General features: G+C 61.8%; 17 protein-coding genes. 9 read left to right on the plus strand and 8 right to left on the minus strand.

What is annotated here, in order from left to right:
* Positions 1-12 precede the first annotated feature (12 nt).
* From AC3WP7_RS11345 to AC3WP7_RS11355, 3 genes are read left to right on the plus strand one after another with little or no spacing between them, the layout of a single operon-like run.
* A complete protein-coding gene (locus AC3WP7_RS11345; protein ID WP_071488047.1) occupies positions 13-729 on the plus strand; it encodes a DUF484 family protein in 717 nt (238 codons plus the stop codon).
* A gap of 2 nt (positions 730-731) precedes the next feature.
* Positions 732-1,631 (plus strand): tyrosine recombinase XerC, encoded by a 900-nt coding sequence (gene xerC / locus AC3WP7_RS11350; RefSeq protein WP_102592395.1) that lies wholly within the window; start codon positions 732-734, stop codon positions 1,629-1,631.
* Positions 1,628-2,323, plus strand: a complete 696-nt coding sequence (locus AC3WP7_RS11355) for an HAD family hydrolase (protein WP_092241710.1) — start codon at positions 1,628-1,630, stop codon at positions 2,321-2,323. Before xerC ends, AC3WP7_RS11355 begins: the two co-directional genes overlap by 4 nt.
* A gap of 183 nt (positions 2,324-2,506) precedes the next feature.
* On the opposite strand, the gene sutA is transcribed toward AC3WP7_RS11355, so the two are convergent.
* The 4 genes from sutA to glnK form a co-directional block, all read right to left on the minus strand.
* Positions 2,507-2,830 carry a dormancy-specific transcriptional regulator SutA gene (gene sutA, locus AC3WP7_RS11360; RefSeq protein WP_092241708.1) on the minus strand — a complete coding sequence of 108 codons (324 nt, stop codon included), beginning with the start codon at positions 2,828-2,830 and terminating at the stop codon, positions 2,507-2,509.
* A gap of 103 nt (positions 2,831-2,933) precedes the next feature.
* The gene (locus tag AC3WP7_RS11365) at positions 2,934-3,359 is read right to left on the minus strand and encodes a secondary thiamine-phosphate synthase enzyme YjbQ (protein WP_010567185.1); all 426 of its coding nucleotides are present in this window, start codon (positions 3,357-3,359) and stop codon (positions 2,934-2,936) included.
* Between the two features lie 211 nt (positions 3,360-3,570).
* Positions 3,571-4,908: an ammonium transporter gene (locus AC3WP7_RS11370; RefSeq protein WP_071488051.1), complete on the minus strand. Its 1,338-nt coding sequence runs from the start codon at positions 4,906-4,908 to the stop codon at positions 3,571-3,573.
* 34 nt (positions 4,909-4,942) lie between these two features.
* Positions 4,943-5,281: a P-II family nitrogen regulator gene (gene glnK, locus AC3WP7_RS11375; RefSeq protein ID WP_002555808.1), complete on the minus strand. Its 339-nt coding sequence runs from the start codon at positions 5,279-5,281 to the stop codon at positions 4,943-4,945.
* A 422-nt stretch (positions 5,282-5,703) separates the two neighbouring features.
* On the opposite strand from glnK, the gene AC3WP7_RS11380 reads away from it, so the two are divergent.
* Complete coding sequence (locus AC3WP7_RS11380) at positions 5,704-5,967, plus strand: accessory factor UbiK family protein (protein ID WP_058424222.1); 264 nt, start codon at positions 5,704-5,706, stop codon at positions 5,965-5,967.
* Positions 5,968-6,180: 213 nt separating this feature from the next.
* Positions 6,181-7,677, plus strand: coding sequence for a YifB family Mg chelatase-like AAA ATPase (locus AC3WP7_RS11385; protein WP_102592394.1), 1,497 nt, complete (start codon positions 6,181-6,183; stop codon positions 7,675-7,677).
* On the opposite strand, the gene AC3WP7_RS11390 is transcribed toward AC3WP7_RS11385, so the two are convergent.
* A complete protein-coding gene (locus AC3WP7_RS11390) occupies positions 7,674-8,258 on the minus strand; it encodes a TetR/AcrR family transcriptional regulator (protein ID WP_071488054.1) in 585 nt (194 codons plus the stop codon). The two genes, AC3WP7_RS11385 and AC3WP7_RS11390, sit on opposite strands and share 4 nt — an antisense overlap.
* 114 nt (positions 8,259-8,372) lie before the next feature.
* Here AC3WP7_RS11390 and AC3WP7_RS11395 point away from each other — a divergent pair, with 114 nt between their 5' ends.
* Entirely contained in the window at positions 8,373-9,287 is a 915-nt protein-coding gene (locus tag AC3WP7_RS11395) for an ABC transporter six-transmembrane domain-containing protein (protein ID WP_092241704.1), read from the plus strand.
* Between the two features lie 3 nt (positions 9,288-9,290).
* On the opposite strand, the gene AC3WP7_RS11400 is transcribed toward AC3WP7_RS11395, so the two are convergent.
* The gene (locus AC3WP7_RS11400; protein ID WP_092241702.1) at positions 9,291-11,267 is read right to left on the minus strand and encodes a methyl-accepting chemotaxis protein; all 1,977 of its coding nucleotides are present in this window, start codon (positions 11,265-11,267) and stop codon (positions 9,291-9,293) included.
* 177 nt (positions 11,268-11,444) lie between these two features.
* The gene (locus tag AC3WP7_RS11405) at positions 11,445-12,365 is read right to left on the minus strand and encodes a LysR substrate-binding domain-containing protein (RefSeq protein WP_058424225.1); all 921 of its coding nucleotides are present in this window, start codon (positions 12,363-12,365) and stop codon (positions 11,445-11,447) included.
* 149 nt (positions 12,366-12,514) lie between these two features.
* On the opposite strand from AC3WP7_RS11405, the gene AC3WP7_RS11410 reads away from it, so the two are divergent.
* Positions 12,515-13,918, plus strand: a complete 1,404-nt coding sequence (locus tag AC3WP7_RS11410; RefSeq protein ID WP_093120427.1) for a NorM family multidrug efflux MATE transporter — start codon at positions 12,515-12,517, stop codon at positions 13,916-13,918.
* A 66-nt stretch (positions 13,919-13,984) separates the two neighbouring features.
* Here AC3WP7_RS11410 and AC3WP7_RS11415 read toward each other — a convergent pair whose 3' ends face one another.
* Positions 13,985-15,649, minus strand: a complete 1,665-nt coding sequence (locus tag AC3WP7_RS11415; protein WP_071488058.1) for a putative bifunctional diguanylate cyclase/phosphodiesterase — start codon at positions 15,647-15,649, stop codon at positions 13,985-13,987.
* Positions 15,650-15,905: 256 nt separating this feature from the next.
* On the opposite strand from AC3WP7_RS11415, the gene rep reads away from it, so the two are divergent.
* On the plus strand, positions 15,906-17,915 hold the full coding sequence (rep, locus tag AC3WP7_RS11420; RefSeq protein ID WP_102592393.1) for a DNA helicase Rep: 2,010 nt from the start codon (positions 15,906-15,908) through the stop codon (positions 17,913-17,915).
* 59 nt (positions 17,916-17,974) lie between these two features.
* Positions 17,975-18,547, plus strand: coding sequence for a xanthine phosphoribosyltransferase (locus tag AC3WP7_RS11425; RefSeq protein WP_025856334.1), 573 nt, complete (start codon positions 17,975-17,977; stop codon positions 18,545-18,547).
* Positions 18,548-18,552: the final 5 nt, after the last annotated feature.

Consider the following 18,552-nt stretch of genomic DNA (forward strand, 5'->3'; position numbering starts at 1 on the left):
TGAGCCAAGCCAATGACCGATAAGCCTCAAGTACCCGCACAAGCATCCCCGAGCAACAGCCTGGAGGCCGCTGCTGTCGCGGCGTACCTTGAGGCTAATCCGGACTTCTTCGTCGAACACGAAGAGCTGTTGCCGGCCCTGCGCATCCCTCACCAGCGCGGCGATACCGTATCGCTGGTAGAGCGGCAGATGAAGATACTGCGCGAGCGCAACATTGAAATGCGCCACAAGCTCTCGCACCTGATGGACGTCGCCCGCGACAACGATCGCCTGTTCGAGAAAACCCGCCGCCTGATCCTGACCCTGATGGATGCCACCAGCCTTGAAGAAACGGTGATCGCGGTGGAAGACAGCCTGCGCCAGGACTTCCAGGTGCCGTTCGTGAGCCTGATCCTGTTCAGCGACAACCCGATGCCGGTGGGTCGTTGGGTCAGCGGCAGCGACGCACAAACCACCATCGGTGGCCTGCTGTCCGAAGGCAAGACCATCAGCGGCACCTTGCGTGAGCATGAGCTGGACTTCCTGTTTGGGGCCGAACAGCGCAAGCAGATCGGCTCCACTGCCGTCGTCGCCCTCAGTCATCAAGGCCTGCATGGCGTGCTGGCCATCGCCAGCCGCGATCCTCAGCACTACAAAAGCTCCGTGGGTACCTTGTTCCTGACCTACATCGCCGAAGTACTGGGCCGCGTCTTGCCGCGTTTCACCACCGCCCTGCGCGCGGTGCGCTAGCCATGGATCGGCAACTGGACGCTTACTGCGCTCACCTGCGCAACGAGCGCCAGGTGTCGCCCCATACCCTGGAAGCCTATCGACGGGACTTGAACAAGGTCCTGACGTACTGCGAAAAACAACAGATCAGCAGCTGGCAGGCCCTGGATATCCAGGGCCTGCGCAGCCTGATCGCGCGACTGCATCAGGCCGGCCAATCCTCGCGCAGCCTGTCGCGCCTGCTCTCGGCGGTGCGTGGGCTCTATCACTACCTGAACCGTGAAGGCCTGTGCGACCACGACCCGGCCAACGGCCTGTCGCCACCCAAGGGCGAGCGGCGCCTGCCCAAGACCCTGGACACTGACCGTGCCCTGCAACTGTTGGACGGTGCGGTCGAGGATGATTTCCTGGCCCACCGCGACCAGGCGATTCTGGAACTGTTCTATTCCTCGGGCCTGCGCCTTTCTGAGCTGACCGGCCTGAACCTGGATCAACTGGACCTGACCGACGGCCTGGTGCAAGTGCTCGGCAAGGGCAGCAAGACCCGCGTCCTACCGGTAGGCCGCAAGGCACGGGAAGCATTGCAGCTGTGGTTGCCGCTGCGCCTGCTGACCAACCCGGCGGACGATGCGGTGTTCGTCAGCCAGCAAGGCCGGCGTCTTGGACCAAGGGCGATTCAGGTGCGGGTGAAGGCCGCCGGGGAGCGAGAGCTGGGGCAGAACCTGCACCCACATATGCTGCGACACTCTTTCGCCAGCCATCTGCTGGAATCGTCCCAGGACCTGCGCGCCGTGCAAGAGCTACTGGGCCACTCCGATATCAAGACCACACAGATCTATACCCATCTGGATTTCCAACACCTGGCAACGGTATACGACAGCGCCCACCCAAGGGCCAAACGCATCAAGGACGGCGACTCATGAGTATCAAGCTGATCACCTTCGACCTGGACGACACGCTCTGGGACAACGTACCTGTCATCATCAGCGCCGAGGCGTCGATGCGCGAATGGCTGGCGCTTAACGCCGCCAAGGTCGGCGATTTGCCGCTGGAACACTTCGCCAGTCTTCGCCAACAGGTGCTGGAGCGCCATCCCGAGCTGAAACACCGCATCAGCATCCTGCGTCACCGGGTGTTGATGCATGCATTTGAAGAGGCTGGTTATCCGCAGCCTGAGGCCACGGAAATGGCCGATGTGTGCTTCGAAGCATTCATTCATGCGCGCCACCAGCTCACTCCGTTTCCCGAAGCCGAGCCTATGCTCCAGGCGCTACGCCAGCACTTCCTGCTGGGTGTGATCACCAACGGCAATGCCGATGTGCAGCGTGTTGGCCTGGCGGACTACTTCCATTTTGCACTGCGGGCCGAAGATATCGGCATCGCCAAGCCAGATGCGCGGTTGTTTCAGGAGGCCTTGCAGCGTGGTGGCGTGGACGCAAGTGCGGCGGTGCATGTTGGCGATCATCCGGGGGATGACATTGCCGGGGCGCAGCAGGCGGGGTTACGGGCAGTGTGGTTTAACCCGACGGGTAAGGCATGGGAGGGGGACAAGCGACCGGATGCGCAGATTCGTAGCCTGACAGAGTTGCCGGAACTGCTGCGCAGCTGGAAGTAACACCGTAGGTCAACATGTGGGAGGGGGCTTGCCCCCGATTACAGTGGGTCAGCCAATATATTCGTTGGCTGATACACCGCTATCGGGGGCAAGCCCCCTCCCACATTTTTATCGCCGGTAACGTCCAGGCATGAAAAAACCCGCAGCGACGGCGGGCTTTTTCTAACAAGCAGGTGACTGACCTCAAATAGGTCGGCTGCCGTACTTGTTATCCGGCTTCTTCGGTGGGTCTGCCACCACGTTGGCCTCGACTTCCTGCACTTTGCCGCCTTTAGCGAGGAACTCTTCCATCGCACGGGCCAGGGCATCACGCTCTTTGTTCTTGGCTTCAACGCTTGGCAATTCATCTACCGACACAGCTGCCTTGGCTTTGCCTTTGGCGGCCGGGACAGGCGCATCATCGCCACTGTCGTCGTCGGCAACGTCTTCCGCCGCCTCAAGGCCTTCTTCGGTGTCGTCTTCGTCACCTACTTCGAGTTCGTCGTTTTCCAGATCATCGTCGCTCATGTTCTACCTCATGACTTGCGAAAAGCAGATTAGTTATAGCCCAGCTTCACCCTCTGTCGACGGCTGCCGGAAAAAAATCAACATCCACTGGTTAACCAGTGGCTTATGCCCCATCACCGTGCAAGGTGGCGAGGACTTTACGAGCACCGCCATGATCACGGTGCTCGCCCAGATAAACACCTTGCCAGGTCCCCATCGCCAAGCGGCCGGCCTTCACCGGCAAACTCAGCTGGCAGCCCAGGAGACTGGCCTTGAAGTGCGCCGGCAGGTCGTCCGGACCTTCGTCGTTGTGTTCGAACCCTGCGAGGCCTTGCGGCACCAGCGAATTGAAATAACGTTCGAAGTCACGGCGTACCGCCGGGTCGGCATTCTCGTTGACGGTCAACGAGGCCGAGGTGTGCTGCAGCCACAGATGCAACAAGCCCACGCGACAGGCCTTCAATTCAGGCAAGCCGGCCAGCAACTCATCGGTTACCAGGTGAAAGCCCCGGGGCTTGGCCCGCAGGGTAATCAGGGTCTGTTGCCACATACAGTTCTCCGCCCATCGGCGCGCATTCTAGCGCGCTCAGGGAAAAAACAAAGTGCCGAATACGCCTACATGCCTGTAAGACATTGGCATGCGGAAAAGTGCCGTGTGCATCCCATCACAAACACTGGATAAAAACCGGTACAGCTCGTTATGACTGACAAACAACAGACAAAAAAATGCCCGGCAAGCCGGGCATCTTTTTTTCGCGTACTTACAGGTTGTAGCCGCGCTCGTTGTGTTGCGCCAGGTCGAGGCCGACCGCCTCTTCCTCTTCGGTCACCCGCAGGCCCATGACCATGTCCAGCACCTTGAGGATGATGAAGGTCACGATAGCGGTGTAGATCACCGTGAAGCCGACCCCTTTGGCCTGGATCCAGACCTGTGCAGCCACGTCAGTCACCGTGCCGAAGCCGCCCAGCGCAGGGGCTGCGAATACACCGGTGAGGATCGCGCCGACGATACCGCCGATACCGTGCACGCCGAATGCGTCCAGGGAGTCGTCGTAGCCAAGCTTGCGCTTGAGGCTGGTGGCGCAGAAGAAGCAGATCACACCGGCGACCAGGCCGATCACCAGGGCGCCCATCGGCCCGACGGTGCCAGCGGCTGGGGTGATGGCTACCAGGCCAGCCACCACACCCGAGGCGATGCCCAGTGCGCTTGGCTTACCGTGGGTGATCCACTCGGCGAACATCCAGCCCAGCGCCGCAGCAGCAGTAGCGATCTGGGTGACCAGCATCGCCATGCCGGCAGTGCCGTTGGCCGCAGCGGCCGAGCCGGCGTTGAAGCCGAACCAGCCGATCCACAGCATGGCCGCGCCGATCAGGGTGTAACCGAGGTTGTGCGGTGCCATCGGGGTGGTCGGGAAGCCTTTACGCTTGCCGAGCACGATGCACGCCACCAGGCCAGCCACACCGGCGTTGATGTGCACCACTGTGCCACCGGCGAAGTCCAGCACGCCCCAGTCCCACAGCAAGCCACCATTACCGCTCCAGACCATGTGTGCGATTGGCGCATAGACGAGGGTGAACCAGATGGCCATGAAGATCAGCATCGCGGAGAACTTCATACGCTCGGCGAACGCACCGACGATCAGCGCCGGGGTAATGATGGCGAAGGTCATCTGGAAGGTGATGAACACCGCTTCCGGGAACAACGCCGCAGGCCCGGTGATGCTGGCCGGGGTCACGCCCGCCAGGAACGCCTTGCCCATGCCGCCGAAGAAGGAGTTGAAGTTGACGACGCCCTGCTCCATACCGGTCGTGTCGAACGCGATGCTGTAGCCGTAGATGACCCACAACACGCTGATCAGGCCAGTGATGGCGAAGCATTGCATCATCACGGAAAGAATGTTTTTGGAGCGCACCATGCCGCCGTAGAACAGCGCCAGGCCTGGAATGGTCATGAACAGCACCAGCGCGGTGGATGTGAGCATCCACGCTGTGTCACCGGAATTGAGGACTGGAGCCGCCACTTCGTCTGCCGCCATGGCCAGGCTTGGCATTACGATGGACAACAGGGCTCCGAGCCCTGCGAATTTACGCAGAGTCATATTGTTTTCTCCTGGGGCGTTGGGGTTTGGCGGCTTAGATTGCGTCGGTATCGGTTTCGCCGGTACGGATACGAATAGCCTGTTCCAGATTGACCACGAAGATCTTGCCGTCACCGATCTTGCCAGTGTTGGCGGCCTTGGTTATCGCCTCGATAACCCGGTCAAGATCCTTGTCGTCAATCGCGACATCAATCTTCACCTTCGGCAGGAAATCGACTACGTATTCCGCGCCGCGATACAGCTCGGTGTGACCCTTCTGCCGACCGAAGCCTTTGACCTCAGTAACGGTAATGCCCTGCACGCCGATCTCGGACAACGACTCGCGTACATCGTCCAACTTGAACGGCTTGATGATGGCAGTGACTAGCTTCATGAAAACTCTCTCCCGAATTGGTGGACTTGCCCCAGGAAAACAAACCCGTCTCAAGTCTAAGCGCAGTGCCTGGCTTTGTAACGCGTCGTCGCCTCGGCATTTGCCGTTGCGACGCCAGCGAACCACTGGTGACGAAACCTGTACCCCTGATCCGTCGGCGCACTGCATTCGTCACAGCGACTGCATCAGTGCATGGGTCATGATCGTCTAAGCAGAAACCTTGCCAGCTCCGTAAAAATCACTGAAATCAGTCCTTTGCTCACTTTTGCCCAACTGCGGGGCTTTTTGATGGCGGCAATGCGCACAAAAACAGTGCGACACCGCCCGACCCGCTGCGCGAAAAGCGTGCGCTCGCCGCCACGGAAAAGACTATAGACGCTGCGTGGTACACTGCCGGCCAACAGTATTCCGGAATATTTCCCATGCTCGCGCCCAAAGACCTCCTCGACGCCCTGAGCGGCCACGCCTCTCGCCTGTTCAGCGGCGACACCCCGCTGCCCCGCAATGAAATCGAAAGCCAGTTCAAGGCGCTGCTGCAAAGCGGCTTCAGCAAACTCGACCTGGTGAGCCGGGAAGAGTTTGATAGCCAGATGGTGGTGCTGGCCCGCACACGTGCGCGGCTGGAGAGCCTGGAGGCCAAAGTCGCTGAGCTGGAAGCCAAGATGACACCGCCCTCTGCTGAATAAACGCGGTCAGTGTGGGAGCTGGCTTGCCTGCGATGCAGACGCCTCGGTGTATCAGTTGCACGCAGGCGATGCTATCGCAGGCAAGCCAGCTCCCACATAAAGCGCTGCGAACGACGCTGGATACGTTCTGTAAAACCTCCCTCGCCTCGCATTTCTCCACCTCGTCTACCCTTGAAAAACCGCAGGAAGCGGCCCTCTTTTCAAGGAACGAGCATGTCCCTCGCCATCGTCCACAGCCGCGCCCAGATCGGCGTCGAAGCCCCTGCCGTCACCGTCGAAGTGCACATGGCCAACGGTTTGCCATCCCTCACCCTGGTGGGTTTGCCGGAAACCGCCGTCAAGGAAAGCAAGGACCGGGTGCGCAGCGCCATTCTCAACTCCGCCCTGCAATACCCTGCCCGGCGCATCACCCTCAACCTGGCACCCGCCGACCTGCCCAAGGACGGCGGACGCTTTGACCTGGCGATAGCGCTGGGCATCCTGGCGGCCAGCGTTCAAGTGCCGGCGCTGATGCTCGATGAGGTGGAATGCCTCGGCGAGTTGGCGCTGTCCGGCGAAGTGCGAGCAGTGAAAGGCGTGCTGCCGGCCGCGTTGGCGGCACGCAAGGCCGGGCGCACCGTGATAGTGCCGCGGGCGAATGCCGAGGAGGCGTGCCTGGCCTCGGGGTTGAAGGTGATTGCGGTAGATCATTTGCTGCAGGTCGTGGCGCACCTGAATGGGCATCAGCCCATAGAGCCCTACAAGTCCGACGGTTTGCTGTACCTGAACAAGCCATACCCGGACCTGAGCGAAGTACAGGGCCAGCTCGCCGCCAAGCGCGCACTGCTGATCGCGGCGGCGGGCGCACATAACCTGCTGTTCAGCGGCCCGCCCGGCACCGGCAAGACACTGCTTGCCAGTCGCCTGCCGGGTTTGTTGCCACCGTTGAGCGAGCAGGAAGCCTTGGAAGTGGCGGCTATCCAGTCGGTCGTCAGCCTGGCACCGCTGAGTCACTGGCCACACCGACCGTTTCGCCAGCCGCACCACTCTGCATCAGGTCCGGCATTGGTGGGCGGCGGGTCGAAACCGCAGCCTGGGGAGATTACCCTGGCCCATCACGGCGTACTGTTCCTCGATGAATTGCCGGAGTTCGACCGCAAGGTGCTGGAGGTGCTGCGCGAGCCTCTGGAATCGGGCCACATCGTCATTTCCCGCGCCCGCGATCGCGTCAGCTTCCCGGCCCGCTTCCAACTGGTAGCCGCCATGAACCCCTGCCCTTGCGGGTACATGGGCGAACCCAACGGGCGTTGTCGCTGCACGCCGGAGCAGGTTCAGCGCTATCGCAACAAGCTCTCCGGCCCTTTGCTGGACCGCATCGACTTGCACCTCACTGTGGCGCGGGAAACCACCGCGTTGAATCCAACCCAGCAGGTGGGCGATAACACGGCCGAGGCATCGGCACGGGTCGCCCAGGCCCGCGATCGCCAACAGCAACGCCAGGGCTGTGCGAATGCGTTCCTTGACCTGCCAGGGCTGCGCAAGCACTGCAAGCTGACCAAGACCGATGAAGGCTGGCTGGAAACCGCCTGTGAACGGTTGACGCTATCCCTGCGCGCGGCCCATCGTCTGCTCAAAGTGGCGCGTACCCTGGCCGACCTTGAGCACGCCGATAACATCACTCGACCGCACCTGGCGGAAGCGCTGCAATATCGGCCCGCGGCCGTCGGCTAGGGCGCCTCTGGGAAGTCCAGCAGCAGCCGCGCCACTTCCATCACTTCATCCAGGGCCGCTTCGGCCGACTCCATGGATGGTTTGAGCATCAGGTCGTCGGCATAGCCCATCGCCACGGCAAAGATCTGGCGGGCAGCGCGTTGTGGCGAGTCACAACGCAAGACGTTGGCAGCCACACCCCGCTCGATCACCTCGGCGAGCATGCCTTGCCATTGGGCGTTGATCGCCAGGTAAGCCTGGGCCATTTCCGGGTCCTGCATGGCTTCGTCCCAGGCATCCAGCCACAGCGCCCACCCCGCATCGGCGGTGCTTGGCAGGCAGTCGCGCAAGAAACCCACAAAGGCTTCCAGGGGCGCTGCTTCTGCCAGGGGCGCGCGTACTTCGTCCAGTTGTTCGTTGGCAAATCGCACGAAGGCTTCGCGGCGCAGTTCCTTCCAGTCGCTGAAGTAGTGATAGACGTGGCTGCGGGACAGGCCTGCATGTTCGGCCAGGTCGCGGGTGGACACATCGGCAAAACCCTTGCTGCGAAACAGTTCCAGGGCGGCGGCGATGATCTGGTCTTTACGGTCGATACGCGACATGGGCAATTCCTTCCAGGCACCGGCAGATAAGCGGCGCTTGCTTTTTGAGCGATCGCTCAAGGATACTTGAGCAGTCGCTCAATAATAGCGCCTACCACTCCTTTGGTGCACCCCATGTCATCCGTCACACCGCAAATCCTGATCGAAGAAAGTCAGAAAATCGGCCAGCAATCCGCCGGCCAGACGCTCAAGGCCATTGCCAAAGCCTATCCGGGCAAGCTGTCCGCCACGCTGTCGCTGGTCGCGCTGGAGAACGCGCTGCTGCTGGCCTACCCGTTGTTTGCCGGGTTTGCGGTGGACTCGATCATCCGCGGCGACACGGGTAACGCGCTGCTCTACGCCGCCGTGGTCCTGGCGTTCTGGGTGGTCGGCGCGGCGCGCCGGGCGTTGGATACGCGGACTTTCACGCGGATCTACGCCGATCTGGCGGTGCCGGTGATCCTCAACCAACGCCTGCAGAACCACAGCACGTCGAAATCGGCGGCGCGGGTGGTGCTTGCTCGGGAGTTCGTCGACTTCTTTGAAAAGCATGTACCGATCATCGCCACGGCGCTGGTGTCGATTATCGGCGCGGCAGTGATGTTGATCGTGATCGAGCCCTGGGTAGGCCTGGCGTGCCTGGGCGCGCTGGTGCTGTGCATCACGTTGTTGCCACGCTTTGCCCGGCGCAACCAAGCGCTGCATGAACGGCTGAACAACCGGCTGGAAAAAGAAATCGGCCTGGTGGAAAAGGTCGGCGCACCGACCCTGCGGCGCCACTACCAGGTGCTTTCGCGCCTGCGCATCTGGCTGTCAGACCGCGAGGCGGCTGCGTACCTGTTTCTTGGCACGCTGGCCGCCTTGCTGTTTGTGGTCGCCATCAGCCAGTTGGCGCAGTCACCCGCGGTCAAGGCCGGCCATATCTATGCAGTCATGACTTACCTGTGGACCTTCGTCACCAGCATGGACGAAGCCCCCGGCATGGTCGACCAACTGGCGCGCCTGAAGGACATCGGCAAGCGCGTGGACCCCGGCCTGGGCGACCGCTAGGCCTCAACGAAACCGATCTACCTCATGCCGCAAGCCTGCCGCCAGGGTCTCCAGTTCCTTGGCGGTAATCGCCAGGTTCGACACCACTTCCCGCTGCTCGCTATTGGCCAGCGCGATGCTCTGCAAGTTGCTGCTGAGCAAGGTCGCGGTGCTGCTCTGTTCCTGAGTGGCGGTGGTGATCGCGGCAAACTGCTGACCGGCCGAGCGGCTTTGCTCGTCGATACGCGCCAGGGCCGACGCCACGTCGGCGTTACGCGACAGGCCTTCCTGCATCAACACATTGCCGCGCTCCATAGTGCTGATGGCGTTGCCGGTTTCCTGCTGGATGCTCTGGATCATTCCGGAGATTTCGTCAGTGGCCTCTCGAGTACGCGACGCCAGGTTGCGCACCTCATCGGCGACCACCGCAAACCCACGGCCTTGTTCACCAGCGCGGGCAGCCTCGATGGCGGCGTTGAGCGCCAGCAGGTTGGTCTGTTCGGCAATCGAGGTGATCACACCGACGATTCCGCCGATCTCTTGGGAGCGTTGTCCCAGGGTGTTGATCACCGTGGCTGTGCTGTTGAGCGCGGCAGCGATGTGTTCCAGGGATGACGACGCCTCTTGCATCGAGTTGCGCCCGATGCGGGTTTGTTGGGCGTTTTCCTGGGCCAGGCGTTCGGTGCTGCCCATGTTGTCGGCGATGTTCAGCGAGGTGGCGCTGAACTCTTCCACCGCGCCGGCCATGCTGGTGATCTCGCCGGACTGCTGCTCCATGCCTTCATAGGCGCCACCGGACAAGCCGGACAGCGCCTGCGCACGGCTGTTGACCTCTTCAGCCGCCTTGCGGATATGCGAGACCATGGTCGACAGCGCTTCACCCATCTGGTTGAAACTGCGCGCCAGTTGGCCGATTTCGTCATGACTGGACACATTCAAGCGCGCGCTCAAGTCGCCCGCGCCCAGGGCTTCGGCCTGGCGCACCAGGTCGCCCAACGGCGCCAGCTTGCTGCGCAGCAGCCACACCGTTGCACCAACCGCCAGCAGCATGGCCAGCACGCTGCCTATGACCAGGCGGATACCGACGTCCCACGTCACCGAGCGGATCTCAGCCTTGGGCATGCTCGCGACAACGGCCCATGGCCCGCCCTCGAAGGGTACCGACACGCTGTAGAAATCTTCGTTTTTGTCTGCCCAGAAGCGCCCGGTGCCCGGCGTCTTGGCCAGGTCCAGCATCACGGGTACGGCTTGATCCAGCGCCTGCACGCCCGCCGGCGGTACAAGCCAGCGCTTCTGCTCATCCAGCAAGGCGAGGGAGCCGGTCTGGCCGATGCGGAAACGCTTGAGGTTCTCGAACTGGGCATTCTGCGCATCGGTGTAGTCGAACCCGATGAACAACACCGCGATCACCTGCCCACTGCTGTCGCGCACCGGGCTGTACTGGGTCATGTAGGAGCGGTCGAACAGCACCGCGCGGCCGATATAGGTCTGCCCGCCGAGCACCCGCTGGTAAGCCGGGCCCTGGCGATCCAGCACCGTGCCGATGGCCCGGTTGCCATCCTGCTTGGTCAACGAGGTGCTGATGCGGATAAAGTCTTCGCCGCTGCGCACGAATACCGTGGCCACGCCGCCGGACATCTGCTTGAACTCATCCACTTCATTGAAGTTGTTGTTCAACACCTGATTGCCCAGGTACAGGCTAGGCGTCTGCACACCGGCCACGGTCACAGGCTGGTCCGCATGCACGCTCAAGCCGGCGCCGAAGCGCTTTTCAAACAGCCCGCTCAAACGCTGGGTACTTTCGCGCAAGGTGCTGTGGAAGGTGTTGAGTTGGTCGGCGAGCAAACGTGCCTCGCTGGCCAGGTGCTCCTCGCGGGTAGCGAGGTTGGCGGAGTCGAGGGAACGCAAGGCAAACACGGTGCTGCCGCTGATGACGACAGCCAGAATCACGGCTAATGCCAGGCCTAACTGGGAGGCTATCCGGGCGCGAGGTTGAGACATGACGGCTCCTGGCCGAGGCCAGGATCATCCTGATCTCATAGCGTTGCTCGGCAAATTATCCAGTGGGAAACGTTGGTGTACGATGGTTCCAACACACCTACTTCGGCGAGCCGAGGCAATACTTGAGCGATCCGCAGGGGTATCACGCAAACGATTGCACAAACAGTCTGTCGCCCCTCACTCGAGGCGTTCGACCTGAGGCAATTCCATCGCCTTGACTTCCGCCTGCAGAAACTCCGCCAAGCGCCGCAAACGCTCACCGCCGGGGCGGGTTTTCGGCCATACCAGGTAGTAGTTTTCGCCACTGGCCACCGCCGTTGGCCAGGGCAGGCTCAATCGACCCTGGGCCACGTCTTCGGCCACCATCAGCAAATCGCCCATGGACACACCGTAGCCCCGCGCAGCGGCGATCATGCCCAGTTCGAGGGTATCGAATACCTGCCCGCCCTTGAGCGACACCTGGGATGACAACCCCATGCGCTCCAACCAATTGCGCCAATCGCGACGGTCGGGCGTGGGGTGCAGCAATTCCGCGGTGGCCAGGCGTGCAGCATCCCAGGGCCCGTCCTCCAGCAGGTTCGGCGCACCTACCGGGATCAGCAGCTCCGGAAACAGGTAGCTGGCCTCCCAGTCCGCCGGGAAGTGCCCGTAGCTCAGCAGCACCGCGCAGTCGAAGGGCTCCTGGTTGAAATCCACCTCGTCCACGCTCATCCACGCGCTGGTCAGTTGCACCTCATTGCCTGGCTGCAACGCGCGGAAGCGGCTGAGCCGCGCCAGCAGCCAGCGCATGGTCAGGGTCGACGGTGCCTTCATGCGCAGGATGTCGTCTTCGGCGTTCAAGGTATGGCAGGCCCGCTCCAACGCTGCAAAACCTTCGCGCACGCCGGGCAAGAGCAGGCGCGCCGCCTCGGTGAGCTGCAAGGTGCGGCCACTGCGCTGGAACAGGCGACAGGCGAAATGCTCTTCCAGCGTGCGGATATGTCGGCTCACCGCACTTTGCGTGATGGAGAGCTCCTCCGCTGCCCGAGTGAAGGAATTGTGCCGAGAGGCGGCCTCGAATGCGCGCAAGGCATACAGCGGAGCAAGGCGACGAGACATCGGTAAATTCCTGCATAGCGATCCACCAACACTATCAGATCAATACACATGAGTTTAAGTCATGTACACCATCGCTTTAATCCTTTTGTGTAATTAACCCAGAGCGCCGAGAATCAAGCCTTCCCCAACCCTCTGACTTGTCGAGCGTGATGATCATGCAACATCCGGCACGTACCGAACTCTGGGCCATTCTGCGGCTGTCAGGGCCGTTGATTGCCTCACAGTTGGCACACATGCTGATGGTGCTGACCGACACCCTGATGATGGCGCGCCTGAGCCCCGAAGCCCTGGCCGGTGGCGGCCTGGGCGCGGCGACCTACTCGTTCGTGGCGATTTTCTGCATCGGCGTGATTGCCGCCGTGGGCACGCTGGTGGCCATCCGTCACGGCGCGGGCGATATCGACGGCGCCACCCGCCTGACCCAGGCCGGGCTATGGCTGGCGTGGCTGATGGCCCTGGCGGCCGGTTTGCTGCTGTGGAATCTCAAGCCAGTGCTGCTGATGTTTGGCCAGACCGAGACCAACGTGCACTCGGCCGGGCAATTCCTGACGATCTTGCCGTTCGCCCTGCCCGGCTACCTGAGTTTCATGGCCCTGCGCGGCTTCACCAGTGCAATCGGCAAGGCGACGCCAGTGATGGTGATCAGCCTTGGCGGCACGGTAGCCAACTACCTGCTCAACCACGCGCTGATCGAAGGCATGTTCGGCCTGCCCAAGCTCGGCCTGATGGGTATCGGCCTGGTCACGGCCATCGTTGCCAATGGCATGGCGCTGACGCTGATGTGGTACATCCGCAGCAACCGCACCTATGCGGCCTACCCGCTGAGCACAGGCCTGTTTCGCCTCAACACCCAGTACCTGCGCGAATTGTGGCGCCTGGGCCTGCCGATCGGCGGCACCTATGCGGTGGAGGTCGGGTTGTTTGCGTTTGCGGCGCTGTGCATGGGCACCATGGGCAGTACGCAGTTGGCGGCGCATCAGATCGCATTGCAGATCGTCTCGGTGGCGTTCATGGTGCCTGCGGGAATGTCCTACGCGGTGACCATGCGCATCGGCCAGCACTACGGCGCCGGGCAGTTGCTGCAGGCGCGCCTGGCCGGTCGTGTCGGCATCGGCTTTGGCGCGGCGATCATGCTGGGATTTGCTGCCGTGCTGTGGCTCTATTCCGACCCGCTGATCGGACTGCTCATCGACCACAACGACCCGGCGTTCCACGACGTGATCGTCCTGGCCGTCAGCCTGCTGGCCGTCGCCGCCTGGTTCGAGCTGTTCGATGGCGTGCAGACCATCGCCATGGGCTGCATTCGCGGGCTCAAGGACGCCAAGACCACCTTCCTGATCGGCGCGGGCTGCTATTGGTTGATTGGCGCACCATCGGCCTGGCTGATGGCCTTCACCCTGGGCTGGGGACCGACCGGTGTGTGGTGGGGCCTGGCGCTGGGCCTGGCATGCGCGGCAGTGAGCCTGACCTGGGCGTTTGAGGCGAAGATGAAGCGGATGATTCGCCAGGAGCCGCCGCGGCAGGAAATGTGGGAGGGGGCTTGCCCCCGATAGCGTTGGGTCAGTTGCAGATGAACTGGCTGACACTCCGCCATCGGGGGCAAGCCCCCTCCCACATTCCTAACCGAGCAAAGCTTGCTGGCTTTTGCCGAAGGTCAGGTACTCCACCAACTCCGGCAACGGCAGCGGCTTGCTGATCAGGTAACCCTGGGCCTGGTCGCAGCCAAACAAACGCAACAGCGCCAGTTGCTCAGGCGTTTCCACCCCTTCGGCCACCACCTCCAGGTTGAGGTTGTGCGCCAGGTTGATCATGGCATGCACCAGCTTGCGGTTTTCTTCGCGCTCCTCCATGCCACCGACAAAGCTCTTGTCGATCTTCAACAAGGCAATCGGCAGGCTGTTGAGGTGCACGAACGATGAGAAACCCGTACCGAAGTCATCCAGGGAAAACCGCACACCCAGGCGGCCGAGGGCATCCATGGTCTGCTTGACCAGGTCACTGCGGCGCATCACGGCGGTTTCGGTCAGTTCGAACTCCAGCCATTGCGCCTCCACGCCCCGCTCGGCAATCAGCCGGCTGAGTGTGGAGAGCAACTGGCTGTCCTGGAACTGGCGGAACGACAGGTTGACCGCCATGTGCAACGCCGGCAGGCCGCGTTCGCGTAGGTCCTGCATGTCGCGCAGGGCCCGGGAGATCACCCAGTAGCCCAGCGGCACGATCAGGCCGCTTTGCTCGGCCAACGGCACGAATTCACTTGGCGGCAACAGGCCGCGCTCGCCATGACGCCAGCGCACCAGGGCCTCCAGGCCGACGATATGGCCGTCGTCCAGGTCCAGGCGTGGCTGGTAATGCAGCTCCAGTTCGTCACGGCGCAAGGCGCGGCGCAGCTCGCTTTCCAGGTCGGCCAGGCTGCGCGCGTTGCGGTTGATACGTTCGTTGAAGATATGAAAGGTGCAGCCTTGGGTGCTCTTGGCCTGCTGCATGGCGATATGAGCGTGCCACATCAAAGGGTCGGCACCGGCGCGAGCGCGGGCATGGGCCACGCCCAGGCTGCAACCGATCAGCAGGCTTTCGCCATCCACCCAATAGGGTTCGGCCATGACCTCGGTAATGCGCTCGGCCATCCACTCGGCACGCTGGGGTGCACGGCGGGTATCGATCAGCAGGGCGAATTCATCGCTGCCCAGGCGCGCCAGTTGGTCGCCGACCTCCAGCTGGCTCTTGAGCCGTGACACCACTTGCAGGATCAACCGGTCGCCGGCCTGGTGGCCGAGGGCATCGTTGGCGTGGCGGAAGTTGTCGAGGTCCAAGTGACCGAGGGCCAGGCCACGCCCTTCATTCTCGGCCAGACGCGCGGTCAACAGGGTCTGGAAGCCCTGGCGGTTGGCGATGCCGGTGAGCGGGTCCTGCTCGGCCAGGCGTTGCAGGGTGTTTTCCAGCACGCCGCGCTCGCGGACGTGGCGCAGGCAGCGGCGCACTGTATCGGCATCCAATACATCACGCACCAGCCAATCGCTGACGCCAAGCGGTGAAACCAGCGGTTCCTGTTCCAGCAACAACACGCACGGCAGGCTGCAACGGCCAGGCCCGGGTTGCAGGCTGGGCGTGGTCAATAGCACGGCGCTGTGGTCGTCATCGAACAGACGGCTCACGGATTCCCAGTTTGGTGCGCTGATCAGCACAGCCCCATCGCCCATCGGCGCCAGGCACTCGCGCAATAACGCTGCCCACGCGGGCTCATCGGCCAGCAGCAGCAAACGCAAGGGTTCGACAGGCGTAGACAAGCTAGCTCCCTAGACTCTGCAAAAATTCGTGGCGACGGGCATTATGACGTGCGGCCTGAGAATCACCAATGATAGGGGTTTTCAAACACGCGAACTGTGAACATTAGCCTCAAAACAACCCTCACATCCTGCGGCAAAGTATCAAAACCGGCAAATTTAGATCGAGTGGTACGTCACACTGTCGTTCTGACAGAGCAGAATCCTGCCAGCCTGTTAAAATGCCCGCCCTTTTGAACAACGACTCCCTGAATTCTGTATGTCCCGACTCAATCCCCGGCAGCAAGAAGCCGTGAACTACGTCGGCGGCCCTCTATTGGTGCTCGCCGGCGCAGGCTCCGGCAAGACCAGCGTGATCACCCGCAAGATCGCGCACCTGATCCAGCACTGCGGCATCCGCGCCCAGTACATCGTCGCCATGACCTTCACCAACAAGGCCGCGCGGGAGATGAAAGAGCGCGTCGGCACCTTGCTCAAGGGTAGCGAAGGCCGTGGCCTCACCGTGTGTACCTTCCACAACCTGGGCCTGAACATCATCCGCAAGGAGCATGCGCGTCTGGGCTACAAGCCGGGCTTCTCGATCTTCGACGAGACCGACGTGAAGTCGCTGATGACCGACATCATGCAAAAGGAATACGCAGGCGACGACGGCGTGGATGAGATCAAGAACATGATCGGCGCCTGGAAAAACGACCTGATCCTGCCGCCCCAGGCCCTGGAAAACGCACGCAACCCCAAGGAACAGACTGCCGCCATCGTCTACACCCACTACCAGCGCACGCTCAAGGCGTTCAACGCAGTGGACTTCGACGACCTGATCCTGCTGCCGGTAAAGCTGTTCGAAGAACACGCCGACATCCTCGAAAAATGGCAGAACAAGGTGCGCTACCTGCTGGTGGACGAATACCAGGACACCAACGCCAGCCAGTACCTGCTGGTAAAAATGCTGATCGGCAAGCGCAACCAGTTCACCGTGGTCGGTGACGATGACCAGTCGATCTACGCCTGGCGCGGCGCGCGCCCGGAAAACCTGATGCTGCTCAAGGACGACTACCCGTCCCTGAAAGTGGTGATGCTGGAGCAGAACTACCGCTCCACCAGCCGCATCCTGCGCTGCGCCAACGTGTTGATCTCGAACAACCCCCATGAGTTTGAAAAACAACTGTGGAGCGAGATGGGCCACGGCGACGAGATCCGCGTGATCCGCTGCCGCAACGAAGACGCCGAAGCCGAACGCGTGGCCGTCGAGATCCTCAGCCTGCACCTGCGCACCGACCGGCCTTACAGCGATTTCGCGATCCTCTATCGCGGCAACTACCAGGCCAAGCTGATCGAGCTGAAATTGCAGCACCACCAGGTGCCGTATCGCCTGTCGGGCGGCAACAGCTTTTTCGGACGCCAGGAAGTAAAAGATCTGATGGCCTACTTCCGCCTGATCGTGAACCCGGACGACGACAACGCCTTCCTGCGCGTGATCAACGTGCCGCGTCGCGAGATCGGCTCCACCACCCTGGAAAAGCTCGGCAACTACGCCACTGAGCGCAAGATCTCGATGTACGCCGCCACCGACGAGATCGGCCTGGGCGAACACCTGGACTCGCGCTTCACCGATCGCCTGTCGCGCTTCAAGCGCTTCATGGACAAGGTGCGCGAGCAGTGCGCCGGCGAAGACCCGATCAGCGCGCTGCGCAGCATGGTCATGGACATCGACTACGAGAACTGGCTGCGCACCAACAGTTCCAGCGACAAGGCCGCGGATTACCGCATGAGCAACGTCTGGTTCCTGATCGAAGCGCTGAAGAACACCCTGGAAAAAGACGAAGACGGCGAGATGACCGTCGAAGACGCCATCGGCAAGCTGGTGCTGCGCGACATGCTCGAACGCCAGCAGGAAGAGGAAGACGGCGCCGAAGGTGTACAGATGATGACCTTGCATGCCTCCAAGGGCCTGGAATTCCCCTACGTGTTCATCATGGGCATGGAAGAGGAAATCCTCCCGCACCGTTCCAGCATCGAAGCCGACACCATCGAAGAGGAACGCCGCCTGGCCTACGTGGGCATTACCCGCGCGCGTCAGACCCTGGCCTTCACCTTTGCCGCCAAGCGCAAGCAGTACGGCGAAATCATCGATTGTGCCCCCAGCCGGTTCCTGGATGAACTGCCGCCGGACGACCTGGCCTGGGAAGGCAATGACGACACCCCGACCGAGGTGAAGGCCGTTCGCGGCAACACAGCCCTGGCGGACATACGCGCGATGTTAAAGCGCTAGAATCGACTACTTTTTCAATCTACTTTCGGCGCACAACGCGCCATTAGAGGAAGCTTTCCGTGGAAGCACTGCACAAGAAAATTCGCGAAGAAGGCATCGTGCTTTCCGATCAGGTACTCAAGGTCGACGCCTTTCTGAACCACCAGATCGACCCGGCACTGATGAAGTTGATCGGCGACGAATTCGCCGCGCTGTTCAAGGACTCGGGCATCACCAAGATCGTCACCATCGAAGCGTCGGGCATAGCGCCAGCGATCATGACCGGCCTGAACCTGGGTGTACCGGTGATCTTCGCGCGTAAGCAACAGTCCCTGACCCTGACCGAAAACCTGCTGTCGGCAACGGTGTATTCCTTCACCAAGAAAGTCGAAAGCACCGTGGCGATCTCGCCGCGCCACCTGACCAGCAGCGACCGCGTGCTGGTGATTGATGACTTCCTGGCCAACGGCAAGGCGTCCCAGGCGCTGATCTCGATCATCAAGCAGGCCGGCGCGACCGTGGCAGGCTTGGGGATCGTGATCGAGAAGTCGTTCCAGGGCGGACGTGCGGAATTGGATGCGCAGGGTTATCGGGTTGAATCGCTGGCGCGGGTCAAGTCGCTGGAAGGTGGCGTCGTCACCTTCATCGAATAACTCCT

The sequence above is a fragment of the Pseudomonas sp. FW305-3-2-15-C-LB1 genome (genome assembly GCF_058787615.1).

Coding starts and splice junctions, on each gene's coding strand:
- AC3WP7_RS11345 (WP_071488047.1), top strand. CDS start 13: ATGACCGATAAGCCTCAAGTACCCGCACAAGCATCCCCGAGCAACAGC.
- xerC (WP_102592395.1), top strand. CDS start 732: ATGGATCGGCAACTGGACGCTTACTGCGCTCACCTGCGCAACGAGCGC.
- AC3WP7_RS11355 (WP_092241710.1), top strand. CDS start 1,628: ATGAGTATCAAGCTGATCACCTTCGACCTGGACGACACGCTCTGGGAC.
- sutA (WP_092241708.1), bottom strand. CDS start 2,830: ATGAGCGACGATGATCTGGAAAACGACGAACTCGAAGTAGGTGACGAA.
- AC3WP7_RS11365 (WP_010567185.1), bottom strand. CDS start 3,359: ATGTGGCAACAGACCCTGATTACCCTGCGGGCCAAGCCCCGGGGCTTT.
- AC3WP7_RS11370 (WP_071488051.1), bottom strand. CDS start 4,908: ATGACTCTGCGTAAATTCGCAGGGCTCGGAGCCCTGTTGTCCATCGTA.
- glnK (WP_002555808.1), bottom strand. CDS start 5,281: ATGAAGCTAGTCACTGCCATCATCAAGCCGTTCAAGTTGGACGATGTA.
- AC3WP7_RS11380 (WP_058424222.1), top strand. CDS start 5,704: ATGCTCGCGCCCAAAGACCTCCTCGACGCCCTGAGCGGCCACGCCTCT.
- AC3WP7_RS11385 (WP_102592394.1), top strand. CDS start 6,181: ATGTCCCTCGCCATCGTCCACAGCCGCGCCCAGATCGGCGTCGAAGCC.
- AC3WP7_RS11390 (WP_071488054.1), bottom strand. CDS start 8,258: ATGTCGCGTATCGACCGTAAAGACCAGATCATCGCCGCCGCCCTGGAA.
- AC3WP7_RS11395 (WP_092241704.1), top strand. CDS start 8,373: ATGTCATCCGTCACACCGCAAATCCTGATCGAAGAAAGTCAGAAAATC.
- AC3WP7_RS11400 (WP_092241702.1), bottom strand. CDS start 11,267: ATGTCTCAACCTCGCGCCCGGATAGCCTCCCAGTTAGGCCTGGCATTA.
- AC3WP7_RS11405 (WP_058424225.1), bottom strand. CDS start 12,365: ATGTCTCGTCGCCTTGCTCCGCTGTATGCCTTGCGCGCATTCGAGGCC.
- AC3WP7_RS11410 (WP_093120427.1), top strand. CDS start 12,515: ATGATCATGCAACATCCGGCACGTACCGAACTCTGGGCCATTCTGCGG.
- rep (WP_102592393.1), top strand. CDS start 15,906: ATGTCCCGACTCAATCCCCGGCAGCAAGAAGCCGTGAACTACGTCGGC.